Origin of the sequence: Halopseudomonas sp. (genome assembly GCF_041579695.1) — a bacterium.
GTDB lineage: Bacteria > Pseudomonadota > Gammaproteobacteria > Pseudomonadales > Pseudomonadaceae > Halopseudomonas.
Genome location: NZ_JBFGFI010000083.1, coordinates 1 through 12,790, shown reverse-complemented (window position 1 = coordinate 12,790; position 12,790 = coordinate 1). Strand labels below are relative to the sequence as shown.

Sequence of the window (12,790 nt, the reverse complement as noted above, 5' to 3'; positions counted from 1 at the left end):
TGGTGCCGCCGGATGGTAGTGATCCGGTCGAGTCGATCGAGACGATCATCCATGAGCTGGGTAAGTTCAGCCCTGCGCTGACGCTCCGCGAGCGCTGGCTGGTGTTGAACAAGTGTGACCAGTTGATGGAGGATGAGCAGCAGGCGCTGCTGGATGACGTGGTCGAGCGGCTGGAGTGGGAGGGGCCGGTATACGTGATCTCCGCATCGGAGCGTCAGGGTACCGACGAACTGGCCAAGGATGTGATGAACTGGCTGGATGAGCGCACCCTGCGGATGCAGGACGATGAAGAGTATGCAGCCGAAGTGCGCGCTCTGGATCAGCAGATCGAGGATGAGGCGCGTGCTCACATTCAGTCATTGGACGACCGCAAGGCGTTGCGCAAGCAGGGTCTGCTCAATGACGAGGATGATGAGGACGACGACGAAGATGACGAGGACGGTCCCGAGATCATCTACGTGCATTGATGTGGTTGCTTGATCCAGTGTCGCGCCGAGGCCGGTGCTCCCAGGGGGATATTCCTCGGCAGGAGCGCCGGCTTCGTTGCGAATGGGTTAGAATGCAGCGATTCAACTGACACTTTAATTGTGGATCGAACATGCGTGACAAGGTAACCAATGCCCGTCGCTGGGTAGTCAAGATCGGCAGCGCCCTGCTGACTGGTGACGGCCGTGGTCTCGACAAGCAGGCTATGGCAGTCTGGGTTGAGCAACTGGTCGAGCTGCGCAAGAGCGGCGCTGAGTTGGTGTTGGTCTCATCCGGCGCTGTTGCCGCGGGCATGAGTCGCCTTGGCTGGACCGAGCGGCCCAAGACCATTCATCAGATGCAGGCTGCCGCCGCTATCGGCCAGATGGGTCTGGTGCAGGCCTGGGAGTCGAGCTTTCAGGCGCATGGTCTGTCGACCGCTCAGGTGTTGCTGACCCACGACGACCTCTCCGACCGCAAGCGTTACCTTAATGCCCGCAGCACGCTCCGGGCATTGCTGGACCTGGGTGTGATTCCGGTTGTGAATGAGAATGACACCGTAGTCACCGACGAGATCCGCTTTGGCGACAACGACACCCTGGGTGCGTTGGTAACCAATCTGGTTGAAGGGGATCTGCTGGTGATTCTCACCGACCGTGACGGTTTGTTCACCGCGGACCCCCGAAGCAATCCTCAGGCCGAGCTCATTCGTGAAGCCATGGCCGATGATCCCTCACTCGATGCCATGGCTGGCGGCAGCGCTGGCGCGCTGGGCCGTGGCGGGATGCTGACCAAGCTGCGCGCTGCGCGCCTGGCGGCGCGTTCGGGCGCGGGCACGGTGATCGTCGGCGGCAGGATCGATCGCGTCGTGGAGCGCCTGCAGGCGGGGGAGGAGCTGGGTACGTTGCTGCTCCCTGAAAAGGGTATGCTGGCGGCGCGCAAGCAATGGCTCGCAGGCCATCTGCAGACCCGTGGGCGTTTGGTGATTGATGAGGGCGCAGTCAAGGCACTGGCTTCTGGCCGTCGCAGTCTGCTGCCGGTAGGTGTGGTCGCCGTGGAAGGCGCCTTCCGTCGTGGTGAGATGGTTGTCTGTGTCAGTCCCGACGGCAAGGAAGTGGCCCGAGGCCTGGTCAATTACAGCGCCCTCGACGCCGGCCGCATCCTCGGCCAGCCGACCGAGGCAGTGGCACGAATCTTGGGTTACATCGACGAGCCGGAGATGGTGCATCGGGACAATCTGGTGCTGGTTTAAGCTACTGGCTTGAAACGTCGAGCCGCAAGCTTCAGGTTTTTCCCCGTCATCCTCGCGAACGCGGGGATCCATTTTTACCTTGACCTTGACCTTGATCTAACGGTCTTGGCCTTGTCAGAACCCCAAACCCAGATGGATCCCCGCGTTCGCGAGGATGACGGGCGGGGAGGCCACAAAAAAACCGGCTCAAGGCCGGTTTTTTCTTCCACAAGGAACGCAGATCAGGCGGCGGTAGCCATGGCCTTGATGTGTGCGTTCAGGCGGCTCTTGTGACGAGCGGCCCGGTTCTTGGGGATGATGCCCTTGTCAGCCATGCGGTCGATGACCGGCACTGCTGCGGTATAGGCAGTCTTGGCTTTTTCCAGGTCTTTGGCCTGGATGGCCTTGATTACGTTCTTGATATAGGTACGAACCATGGAGCGCAGGCTTGCGTTGTGATCGCGGCGCTTCTCGGCCTGCTTGGCGCGTTTCTTGGCTTGAGGTGAGTTTGCCACCGTCGTGCTCCTCAGAAAATCGTGATGAATAAGGGTACAAATAAGGCCGCGTACTATGCCGCCAGTCTATACCAATGTCAAGGGGTGTGGGTCGGCCGCAGAGCAGAAGTGTCAGGCGGCTCGCCGTTGCCCGACAGCTTGAGGCTTTTGCCTCCTGGCCACAAGCTTTTGCTAGGCTCCGGTTCTCGCCATGTGGTGCATCTGGAGGCTATCATCGCGGTTTTATCCGGCGACTCGAATCCATGACTGAGCAGGTCCCACCCGCTACTCCTGAGCCCAAGGCCCCAACATTACTGCGTTCAGGCATGGTGGTCAGCATCATGACGCTGCTTTCACGCGTGCTCGGCATGGTGCGTGACGTGGTGGTGGCGGCGTATTTCGGTTCGCAGTCGGAAGCTGATGCTTTTTTTATCGCGTTCAAGATCCCCAATTTTTTGCGCCGGCTATTCGCCGAGGGCGCCTTTGCCCAGGCCTTTGTGCCGGTGCTGTCGGAATATCGCGCCAAGCGCACTCTGGAAGATGTCAAATATCTGATAAACGGAGTCGCCGGGACCCTGGGTATAACGCTGGTGGCTATCACGGCGCTCGGCGTCGCGGGTGCCCCGGTGCTGATAATGCTCTTTGCTCCGGGCTTTCATGACGACACTGAAAAGCTCGCGCTTGCGACTGACATGCTGCGCATCACCTTTCCCTATCTGCTGTTGATCTCGCTGACCGCGCTCTGCGGCTCAATTCTGAACAGCTACGGTCGATTTGCCGTTCCGGCTTTCACGCCGGTGCTGCTTAATCTGAGCATGATAGGCGCGACCGTGCTGATGACCCCTTACTTCGACCAGCCGATCATGGCGCTGGCCTGGGGTGTATTTATCGCCGGCGTGGTTCAGCTCCTCTTTCAATTACCGTTTCTTGCGCAAATAAAATTGCTGCCCGTCCCCCGCCCTGATCGCAGGCACGAGGGCGTCAAGCGCATCATGACGTTGATGTTGCCGGCGCTGTTCGGTGTGTCTGTCAGCCAGATCAATCTGTTGCTGGATACCGTGCTGGCATCCTTTCTGGAGACAGGCAGCATCTCCTGGCTCTATTACGCTGATCGTCTCTCCGAGTTACCGCTGGGCGCCTTTGGCATCGCTATTGGCACGGTAATCTTGCCGGCGCTGTCTCGCCAGCATGCTGGCGAGGATCCCAAGGCATTCTCCGCCACTCTCGACTGGGCAATACGCATGGTCTTGCTGGTAGGCGTCCCTGCGGCGCTGGCGCTCTTGCTGCTGGCCGAGCCGCTGATAGCAACGCTGTTTCACTACGGCGCGATGACCGAGCGCGACACCCTGCAAGCAGCAGCAGCGCTTCGCGCCTATTCCATCGGGGTGATGACATTCATGCTGATCAAGGTGCTGGCGCCGGGGTATTTCGCCCGGCAGGACATCAAGACGCCGGTGAAAATCGCGATCATTTGTATGGTGGTCAATATGGGATTCAATCTGATCCTGATATGGCCGCTCGCCCACGTCGGTCTGGCTTTGGCCACCTCGCTTTCGGCCGTGCTCAACGCCGGTCTGCTCTGGTGGGGGCTGCGCAAGGCTGGCATCTATCAGGCTCAGCCGGGGTGGGCGGTATTCATGTTGCGGCTTATCGCGGCCTGTACGGCAATGGCTTTGGTGGTCGTCTGGATGGTGCCGGGCATCGAACAGTGGTTTGTCTGGGGCTGGCAGCGCAAGGTGCTGGAAATGACGCTGCTGGTATGCGCCGGCATGGGCGCCTTTGTGTTGACGCTGGTAGTGAGCGGGATGCGGATGCGCCACCTGCGCCAGGGCTGACGTAGCTCCGAAAGCAGAGGTGGAACTGGGTCATTCCCGGCCTTCACCCGCAGGCAACTGGATGTCCACGCATGACGGGCGGGCGGCTAAGGCTGTATACTCGCGCGTTTGATCCCTCAGCCAAACAACGAGCATTATGGAACTGGTCCGCGGTCTACATAACCTGCGCCCCCGGCATCGGGGTTGTGTAGCGACAATCGGTAATTTCGACGGCGTGCACGCCGGGCATCAGGCTATTCTCAAGCGCCTGAAGTCGCATTCGGCGCGCATGGGCCTGCCCGGCTGCGTAGTGATTTTCGAGCCGCAGCCGCGTGAGTACTTCGCTCCAGATGCTGCGCCCCCGCGCCTGACCCGTCTGCGCGACAAGCTGATGTTGCTTGAGACTGAAGGCGTCGACCGCGTGCTTTGTCTGGCCTTTAATCGCCGCCTGCGCGAGCTCAGCGCCGAGGAATTCGTGCAGCAGGTGCTGATCGACGGCCTGGGCGTCAAGCATCTGGAAGTCGGTGATGATTTCCGCTTTGGTTGCGATCGCAGCGGCGACTTTGCGTTCCTGCAGGGCAGTGGCGAGCGCCACGGTTTCACTGTAGAAGCAGCCAATACGGTGGCCGAGAACGGCGAGCGCATCAGCAGCACACGCTTGCGTCAGGTTCTGGCTGACGGCGATTTCGAACTGGCCGAGCGCCTATTGGGCCGCCCATTCAGTATCAGCGGGCGGGTTCTCTACGGTCAGCAACTGGGTCGCACCCTGGGCGCACCCACCGCCAACGTGCAGCTTAAGCGCCTGCATGCGCCGCTCAAGGGCGTGTTTCGCGTGAGCGCGGTGCTCGAAGAGGCGCCCCATATGGGCTGCCACCAGGGTGTAGCCAATATCGGCATGCGCCCCTCGGTCGAGGGTGATGGCCAGCCACACCTTGAAGTTCACCTGCTGGACTTCAAGGGCGATTTATACGGCCGCCACCTCACCGTCATATTTCATGAAAAACTGCGTGACGAACAGCGATTCGATTCCCTGGATGCCCTGCAGGCAGCTATCACGGCAGATATTGCCGCTGCCCGCGCCCAATGGGCCTCTGACTCAAACAAGTGAGCCTGGACCAGATGACTGATTACAAAGCGACGCTGAACCTGCCGGAAACGGCATTTCCGATGAAAGCCGGCCTGCCGAACCGTGAGCCGGAGACGCTCAAGCGTCTCGAAGGCATAGACCTGTACGGCAAGATTCGTGAAATCAGCCGTGGCCGGCCCAGCTTCGTGCTGCACGATGGCCCGCCCTACGCCAACGGCGATATTCACATCGGCCACGCAGTCAACAAGATCATCAAGGATATGATTACCCGGTCCAAGACACTGTCAGGCTTCGATGCGCCCTACGTGCCCGGTTGGGACTGCCACGGCCTGCCGATCGAACACAAGATTGAAGTAACCCATGGCAAGAACCTCGAGCCCGCCAAGACGCGCGAGCTGAGCCGTGCCTACGCCGCCAAGCAGATCGAAGGCCAGAAGGTCGACTTCCAGCGCCTGGGCGTGCTCGGCGAGTGGGGCAACCCGTACAAGACCATGGACTATGCCAACGAGGCGGGGGAGATTCGCGCGCTCGGTAAGCTGGTCGAGAAAGGCTTCGTATTCAAGGGCCTGAAGCCGGTTAACTGGTGTTTCGATTGTGGTTCTGCGCTGGCCGAAGCCGAGGTGGAATACGCCGACAAGCAGTCGCCGACCATCGACGTCGGTTTTCCCTGCGCAGAACCTGCGAAGCTCGCTGCCGCCTTCGGTCTGCAGGAACTGAGCAAGCCAGCGCAAATGGTCATCTGGACCACCACCCCCTGGACAATCCCGGCCAACCAGGCGCTGAACGTGCATCCGGAATTCAACTATGCGCTGGTGGACGTCGGCGACCGGTTGCTGGTGTTGGCTGAAGAGCTGGTCGAAAGCTGCCTGGCCCGTTATGGCCGCGAGGGCGAAGTGGTTGGCGTAACCACTGGCGACACGCTTGAGCTGATCAACTTCAACCATCCGTTCTATGACCGCAAATCACCGGTCTATCTGGCGGATTACGTCGAGCTTGGCGCAGGCACGGGCATCGTGCACTCGTCCCCGGCTTACGGCGTGGACGACTTTCATACCTGCAAGCGCTACGGCATGGTCAATGACGAGATACTGAGCCCCGTACAGGGCAATGGTGTCTATGTGGAGTCGCTGGAATTCTTTGGTGGCCAGTTTATCTGGAAGGCCAACCCCAACGTCGTCGCCAAGCTGGAAGAGGTTGGCTGTCTGCTGGCCCACGAACAGGTCAGCCACAGCTACATGCACTGCTGGCGCCACAAGACGCCGGTCATCTATCGTGCGACCGCCCAGTGGTTTGTCGGCATGGACACCGAGCCGAAAGAGGGCGAGAGCCTGCGTCAACGCGCATTGGCCGCCATCGAGACAACCGAATTCGTACCCGCCTGGGGTAAACAGCGCCTGCATAACATGATTGCCGGGCGCCCTGACTGGTGTATCTCGCGTCAGCGTAACTGGGGTGTGCCGATCCCGCTGTTCCTGCACAAGGAAACCGGTGACCTGCACCCGCGCACGCTCGAATTGATTGAAGAAGTCGCCAAGCGGGTAGAGCAGGAAAGTATCGAAGCCTGGTTTACCATGGACGCGGCGGAGCTGTTGGGCGACGAAGCCGACCAGTACGACAAGATCAGCGATACCCTGGATGTCTGGTTTGACTCGGGCACGACGCACTGGCACGTGATGCGCGGCTCGCACCCGATGGGTCACGAACAAGGCCCGCGTGCGGATCTGTATCTGGAAGGCTCGGACCAGCATCGGGGCTGGTTTCACTCGTCCCTGCTGACTGGCGCGGCAATCGATGGCCATGCACCCTATAAGGCGTTGCTGACCCACGGCTTTGTGGTCGACGAGAACGGCCGCAAGATGTCCAAGTCATTGGGCAACGTGGTCGCGCCGCAGGAGATCAACAACAGCCTGGGCGCCGACATATTGCGCCTATGGGTGTCATCGACCGATTATTCCGGCGAGATGGCGGTATCCAAGGTCATCCTGCAGCGTAGCGCCGATGCCTATCGCCGTATCCGCAATACTGCACGCTTCCTGCTGTCCAATCTCACCGGCTTTGACCCAACAGAGCACCTGTTGGCCCCTGAGCAGATGCTCGATCTGGATCGCTGGGCGGTGGATCGCACCTTGCTGCTGCAGCAGGAAATCATCGAGGACTACGAAAGCTACAAGTTCTGGAACGTCTACCAGAAGGTACACAACTTCTGCGTGCAGGAGCTGGGTGGCTTCTACCTGGATATCATCAAGGACCGCCAGTACACCACGGGTGCCGACAGTACTGCGCGACGCTCCTGCCAGACCGCGATGTATCACATCGTCGAAGCCCTGACCCGCTGGGTTGCACCCATCCTCGCGTTTACCTCGGAAGAGCTGTGGCAGCATCTGCCGGGCGAGCATAATGAGTCAGTCATGCTCAACACCTGGTATCAAGAGCTCGCCGCACTGCCCGAAGGCGCTGCCTTTGGCCGCGAATTCTGGGACGACATCATGGCGGTGAAAGTAGCCGTTAATCGCGAGATGGAAAATCTGCGCAAGGAGAAGGTCATCGGTGGCAGCCTGCAGGCTGAAGTCACGCTGCACGCCGATGTGGGGCTGGCAGACAAGCTTGCCCGTCTGGGCGACGAGTTACGTTTTGTACTGATTACCTCCCAGGCCGGTATTGCGCCGCTGGATGCTGCGGGTCCAGACTCTGTGGAAACCGAGTTGCCGGGCCTGAAGCTGAGCATCGTCAAGTCCAGCCACAGCAAGTGCGCCCGTTGCTGGCATCTGCGACCTGACGTCGGGACGCACGCTGCGCATCCCGAACTCTGCGGTCGGTGCATAGACAATATCGAAGGCCCGGGTGAGGTGCGCAAGCATGCCTGATCTGCGCCAGGGCAGTCTTCGCTGGCTGTGGATCACGGGGCTGGTAATCGCGCTGGATCTGGCGACCAAATGGCTGGCGCTGAATCAGCTGCAGCTCCACCAGCAAGTGCCGGTGATCGACGGTCTGTTCAGCTTCACCCTGGCATACAATCTAGGCGCGGCATTCAGCTTCCTGGCCTCTGCCGGAGGATGGCAGCGCTGGTTCTTTACCGCGATTGCGATCGGCGTCAGCGCGATGTTGGTGATCTGGATGGCGCGATTGCCGCGCAGTAAACGTCTGGAACCGATAGCCTTGGCGTTGATCCTCGGTGGCGCGCTGGGCAACCTGTATGACCGGATAATGCATGGCCACGTGGTGGACTTCATTCTTGTGCACTGGCAGCAAAGCTGGTTTTTCCCGGCGTTCAACATCGCCGATAGCGCCATTACCGTTGGCGCCGCGTTGCTGATCCTGGATATGTTCATAAGCAAACCCGCAAAGGCATAACCATGACCGAAACGCGCATCAATCATGACACGCAGGTGACGCTGCACTTCACCCTCAAGCTGCCCGGCGGCGAAGTGATCGACACCACAACAGACAAGAAGCCGGCCACCTTTAAGGTCGGTGACGGCAGTCTGCTGCCCGGTTTCGAGCAAAGCCTGTTCGGCCTCAAGGCGGGTGACCAGCGTAGCTTCCAGATCGAGCCGGAGCGCGGCTTCGGCCCCGGCAATCCGCAGAATATCCAGAGTATTCCCCGCGACCAGTTCAACGAAATGGAACTGGAGCCCGGTCTAATGGTGATTTTTCGCGACGCAGCTGGCGGCGAAATGCCGGGTATGGTTAAAACGATTCATGACACGACAGTGGATGTTGACTTCAATCATCCGCTGGCGGGCAAGACGGTGACCTTTGATGTCGAGATTCTGGACGTGCAACCCGTCTGATGAGGGTTGTTACGTCCAAATCCGAATGGATCCCCGCGTTCGCGAGGATGACAGAATTGAGCGAATAGTGAGTCTCTGGTCCGAAACACAGTCCCCCCAAAACGTCATCCTCGCGAACGCGGGGATCCATTCTGAAGTTTGCGTTCGCACTATTGTTTCAGGTCAGCCGCAAGCAGCAACCAGACCCCGTCATTCTCGCGAACGCGGGAATCCATTCTGACTTTGCTGCTTAACACCGCGACACCAGACCAGCCCCATCGATTCCGTCCTGCTTATCGTGGATAATGCATTTATTCAGCACCCAACCATCGAGGCACCCATGCAGATCAGACTGGCCAATCCCCGCGGCTTCTGCGCCGGCGTAGACCGCGCCATCGAGATCGTGAACCGTGCACTGGAGGTCTTCGGGCCACCGATCTACGTGCGCCACGAAGTGGTACACAACAAGTTCGTGGTCGAGGATCTGCGCAATCGTGGTGCGGTATTCGTCGAGGAAATAGAACAGGTTCCGGACGACGTCATCGTCATCTTCAGCGCCCATGGCGTGTCGCAGGCAGTTCGTAAAGAAGCCGAAGACAGGGGTCTCAAGATCTTCGATGCCACCTGCCCGCTGGTCACCAAGGTACATATGGAAGTGGCTCGCTACAGCCGAGACGGCCGTGAGTGCATTCTGATCGGCCATGCCGGGCATCCGGAAGTGGAAGGCACGATGGGCCAGTACGACGCCCGCAACGGCGGGGCCATCTACCTGGTTGAAGACGAGAATGACGTCGCCCAACTGGAAGTAAAGGATCCCGAGCGGCTGGCTTTTGTTACCCAGACGACCCTTTCGATGGACGACACCGCGCGCGTTATAGATGCCCTCAGAGCGCGTTTCCCGGCGATAGACGGGCCACGCAAGGACGATATCTGCTACGCCACGCAAAACCGTCAGGATGCGGTCAAGCAGCTCGCAGCTGCGTGCGATCTGGTACTGGTAGTCGGTAGCCCGAACAGCTCCAATTCCAACCGGCTGCGCGAACTCTCCGAGCGGATGGGCACCCCTGCCTATCTGATTGACGGCGCCGACGAGATCCAGCCTGCCTGGCTGGATGGCGTCAAGCACATCGGTATTACTGCTGGTGCCTCCGCGCCCGATATCCTGGTGCGCCAGGTCATCCAGCATTTGCATGCTTCGGGTGCTACCGGTGAGGAAGAGTTGGCAGGGCAGGAGGAGAACATCGTCTTCAGCATGCCCAAGGAGCTGCGGGTAGTTTCTCTGGACTGAGCGACGCTCAATCGGGCCACAAACCTGAAATGCCGGCAATGCCTTGAGCGCCCGCCTGGAACGCCCGGTCCAGATCCTCGGCTGAAAGACCACCAAGCAAATACACGGGCAAGTTGGTTATCGCCACCAGTTCGGCCGCGCGATCCCATCCTAGATGTCCAGCGCCCGGATGGCTCGAGGTCGGCAGGACTGGAGACAAGGTGACAAAGTCCGCACCGATGTCGGCCGCCATTTGCATTTCCCGTTCGTCGTGACACGAAGCCGCAAGTAAGCCATCCCAGCACTCAAACTCTTCGCGGCCAGGCGGCCGCTCCCACCCTGCATCCTCTTCCGGTAGGAGCGACGGCCCCGCCGCGAAGAGCCCTCCGGCGAAGGACTCCCCCTTGCACCAACCCGCTTGATGCAGAGCCCTCAACTGCGTCGAGGTCAAATGCCATCCATCAGCACCGGTCGGGGGTTTCGAGCCTTTGAATATCCAGATGAAATCGCTGCCAAACCGTTCTATCAGCTGCTTCGCAGCATCCTTATACTCCGAGGGGCCCAACCCTGTCTGGCGCAACTGCACCATAGAGAGACTCTGGCTGCGGGCATGCTCCAGCCCCTGAACAAGCTGCGTTATATCCGGGGTATCCGGCGTAACCAGATAGAGCTCCGGTAATCGAGCGGCTGTAACGATAGGCGCGTTGGCGAGCGGAAACTCAAATTGAGTGAGCTCGGCGGGCGCTACCCAGCGGATGGGCTGCCCCTCGGCACCGTGGGCTTCAGCGTCGAAGTCATCAACCAGCCAGACATCCAGGCGTACGGACTTGTCCGGATAGTCGTAGCAGATATCGATCAGAGGGCGGGCGGAAGTGACTTCAATGCCCAGCTCCTCGCGCAGTTCCCGTCTCAGCCCTGCTTCGCGCGTTTCGCTCGCGTCCAGCTTGCCGCCCGGGAACTCCCACAGCCCGCCCTGGTGGGCGCTGTCTGGTCGCTTTGCAATCAGGATGCGGCCATTACGGCGGATCACCGCAGCCATCACGTGAATTCGGGGAGGTTTCACCGGGTTATTGCTGCGGCAAGTCGCCGGAATACAGATCCTGCTCTATTTCTTCCCCCGGCACCACATGTTCCTCGGAGGCCCAGGCGCCAAGATCAATCAGGCGGCAACGGGGCGAGCAGAAAGGGCGCTCGGGAAAGGCGTCATCCCAGGTAACCGGCGCGGTACAGGTAGGGCATTGCAGATTGATAGTCATATCGTGTCTCCGGCAGCCATGCTCAGGTAACGCCCATGCAGCGCGTCCACCTGTTTGTGGAGCGCTGCCAGGTCCTGATCATTGCTGACTATGTCGTGTGCATGTTTCAGGCGCTCCTCGCGGGATGCCTGTGCCTGCATGATGGCTTTGACCTGCTCTTGCGGTACGCTGTCGCGTAACGCGGTGCGCAGCAATTGGGTTTCCTCGGACACGTCCACCACCAGCACCCGGTCAGTCATCAGATGTTGACCAGACTCGACCAGCAGCGGTGAGACCAGCAGTGCGTAGGGGGATGCAGCCGAGGCAAGATCAGTAACGATTTCATCGCGGATCAAAGGATGCAGCAACGCTTCCAGCCACAACCGTTCCTGCGGGTCGCTGAATATTTTCTCACGCAGGGCCGCGCGGTCAAGCTCGCCGGTCTGCTGGATAACAGCGTCACCGAAGCGATCCACGATTGCCTGCAGCGCCGGGCGGCCCGGCTCGACCACAACCCGGGACTTGAGATCAGCGTCTACCACATGGATGCCGTGCTTTACCGCAAAACGTAGCGCAACGGCAGATTTACCGCTGCCGATGCCGCCAGTCAAACCAATGATCATTATTCAGAATCCGGCGATTTGAAGATATTTGCCGGTTATTGTGTCACCCCAGATCAGCGCAATCCACCCGGCGATCGCCAGATAAGGACCAAAGGGCAGGGGAGTGGTGTTTGATTGGCCACGCGTCTTGAGAATGATGATGCCAAGAATGGCACCGACCAGCGATGAAAACAGTATGGTCAGCGGTAGAACCTGCCAGCCGCCCCAGGCGCCCAACATGGCCAGGAGCTTGAAGTCTCCATAGCCCATGCCTTCCTTGCCGGTTACCAGCTTGAACGCCCAGAACACCAGCCAGAGACTCAGGTAGCCAAATACGGCGCCCCAGAGCGCAGTGGGCAAATCGGTAAAGAGCCCGAAGCTGTTGGCAATAAGCCCTAGCCAGAGTAGCGGCAAGACGATTGAATCCGGGAGCAGCTGGGTGTCAGCATCGATCAGGCTGAGGCTGATAAGCGCCCAGGTAAGCACCAGCATGGCCCCGGCTTCCCAGCCAAACCCGAATTGCCAGGCAACCACCATGGACAGCACCGCGGTGAGCAGCTCGACAGCCGGATAACGAAAACTGATTCGCTCACGGCACTGCCCACAGCGCCCGCGCAAGAAAATGTAGCTGACAACAGGCAGGTTCTGCCAGGCCTTGATTTCAACGTCGCAATGCGGGCAGTGGGAGTGGGGAAGGATGAGGTTGAATGTCGCCTCGGGCGGCAGTTCGGTGTCCGGCTCGAGCATTTCCTTGCTCTGGCGCAGCCACGCACGCTCCATCATGATCGGCAGACGATGAATAACCACGTTCAGGAAGCTGCCGAC

At 59.8% G+C, this 12,790-nt stretch carries 12 protein-coding genes and 1 pseudogene; 8 read left to right on the top strand and 5 right to left on the bottom strand.

Annotated features, from left to right (window positions below):
• Together obgE and proB are read left to right on the top strand one after the other, a co-directional pair.
• Positions 1 to 467: pseudogene (gene obgE, locus ABYA88_RS13370) on the top strand (GTPase ObgE); the annotation flags it as partial.
• A gap of 131 nt (positions 468 to 598) precedes the next feature.
• Positions 599 to 1,717, top strand: a complete 1,119-nt coding sequence (gene proB, locus ABYA88_RS13365) for a glutamate 5-kinase (protein WP_373187863.1) — start codon at positions 599 to 601, stop codon at positions 1,715 to 1,717.
• Between the two features lie 221 nt (positions 1,718 to 1,938).
• Here proB and rpsT read toward each other — a convergent pair whose 3' ends face one another.
• Positions 1,939 to 2,211: a 30S ribosomal protein S20 gene (gene rpsT, locus ABYA88_RS13360; RefSeq protein WP_373187862.1), complete on the bottom strand. Its 273-nt coding sequence runs from the start codon at positions 2,209 to 2,211 to the stop codon at positions 1,939 to 1,941.
• Positions 2,212 to 2,453: 242 nt separating this feature from the next.
• Here rpsT and murJ point away from each other — a divergent pair, with 242 nt between their 5' ends.
• The 6 genes from murJ to ispH all read left to right on the top strand — a co-directional run bounded on the left by murJ (position 2,454) and on the right by ispH (position 10,149).
• Positions 2,454 to 4,025, top strand: coding sequence for a murein biosynthesis integral membrane protein MurJ (murJ, locus tag ABYA88_RS13355; RefSeq protein WP_373187861.1), 1,572 nt, complete (start codon positions 2,454 to 2,456; stop codon positions 4,023 to 4,025).
• 136 nt (positions 4,026 to 4,161) lie between these two features.
• On the top strand, positions 4,162 to 5,112 hold the full coding sequence (gene ribF, locus ABYA88_RS13350) for a bifunctional riboflavin kinase/FAD synthetase (protein WP_373187860.1): 951 nt from the start codon (positions 4,162 to 4,164) through the stop codon (positions 5,110 to 5,112).
• A gap of 11 nt (positions 5,113 to 5,123) precedes the next feature.
• Positions 5,124 to 7,955 (top strand): isoleucine--tRNA ligase, encoded by a 2,832-nt coding sequence (gene ileS, locus ABYA88_RS13345; RefSeq protein WP_373187859.1) that lies wholly within the window; start codon positions 5,124 to 5,126, stop codon positions 7,953 to 7,955.
• A complete protein-coding gene (gene lspA, locus ABYA88_RS13340) occupies positions 7,948 to 8,442 on the top strand; it encodes a signal peptidase II (protein WP_373187858.1) in 495 nt (164 codons plus the stop codon). Before ileS ends, lspA begins: the two co-directional genes overlap by 8 nt.
• Positions 8,443 to 8,444: 2 nt before the next feature.
• Positions 8,445 to 8,882 (top strand): FKBP-type peptidyl-prolyl cis-trans isomerase, encoded by a 438-nt coding sequence (gene fkpB, locus ABYA88_RS13335; protein WP_373187857.1) that lies wholly within the window; start codon positions 8,445 to 8,447, stop codon positions 8,880 to 8,882.
• Positions 8,883 to 9,201: 319 nt separating this feature from the next.
• Positions 9,202 to 10,149: a 4-hydroxy-3-methylbut-2-enyl diphosphate reductase gene (ispH, locus tag ABYA88_RS13330; RefSeq protein WP_373187855.1), complete on the top strand. Its 948-nt coding sequence runs from the start codon at positions 9,202 to 9,204 to the stop codon at positions 10,147 to 10,149.
• A 7-nt stretch (positions 10,150 to 10,156) separates the two neighbouring features.
• Here ispH and mutT read toward each other — a convergent pair whose 3' ends face one another.
• The 4 genes from mutT to ABYA88_RS13310 form a co-directional block, all read right to left on the bottom strand.
• Positions 10,157 to 11,191 (bottom strand): 8-oxo-dGTP diphosphatase MutT, encoded by a 1,035-nt coding sequence (gene mutT / locus ABYA88_RS13325; protein WP_373187854.1) that lies wholly within the window; start codon positions 11,189 to 11,191, stop codon positions 10,157 to 10,159.
• A gap of 4 nt (positions 11,192 to 11,195) precedes the next feature.
• Entirely contained in the window at positions 11,196 to 11,384 is a 189-nt protein-coding gene (locus ABYA88_RS13320) for a DNA gyrase inhibitor YacG (RefSeq protein WP_373187853.1), read from the bottom strand.
• Positions 11,381 to 11,986, bottom strand: coding sequence for a dephospho-CoA kinase (coaE, locus tag ABYA88_RS13315; RefSeq protein WP_373187852.1), 606 nt, complete (start codon positions 11,984 to 11,986; stop codon positions 11,381 to 11,383). Before coaE ends, ABYA88_RS13320 begins: the two co-directional genes overlap by 4 nt.
• Positions 11,987 to 11,989: 3 nt before the next feature.
• Positions 11,990 to 12,790, bottom strand: an 801-nt coding sequence (locus ABYA88_RS13310) for an A24 family peptidase (RefSeq protein ID WP_373187851.1), incomplete at its 5' end; no start/stop codon positions are given.

Coding starts and splice junctions, on each gene's coding strand:
- proB (WP_373187863.1), top strand. CDS start 599: ATGCGTGACAAGGTAACCAATGCCCGTCGCTGGGTAGTCAAGATCGGC.
- murJ (WP_373187861.1), top strand. CDS start 2,454: ATGACTGAGCAGGTCCCACCCGCTACTCCTGAGCCCAAGGCCCCAACA.
- ribF (WP_373187860.1), top strand. CDS start 4,162: ATGGAACTGGTCCGCGGTCTACATAACCTGCGCCCCCGGCATCGGGGT.
- ileS (WP_373187859.1), top strand. CDS start 5,124: ATGACTGATTACAAAGCGACGCTGAACCTGCCGGAAACGGCATTTCCG.
- lspA (WP_373187858.1), top strand. CDS start 7,948: ATGCCTGATCTGCGCCAGGGCAGTCTTCGCTGGCTGTGGATCACGGGG.
- fkpB (WP_373187857.1), top strand. CDS start 8,445: ATGACCGAAACGCGCATCAATCATGACACGCAGGTGACGCTGCACTTC.
- ispH (WP_373187855.1), top strand. CDS start 9,202: ATGCAGATCAGACTGGCCAATCCCCGCGGCTTCTGCGCCGGCGTAGAC.
- ABYA88_RS13320 (WP_373187853.1), bottom strand. CDS start 11,384: ATGACTATCAATCTGCAATGCCCTACCTGTACCGCGCCGGTTACCTGG.
- coaE (WP_373187852.1), bottom strand. CDS start 11,986: ATGATCATTGGTTTGACTGGCGGCATCGGCAGCGGTAAATCTGCCGTT.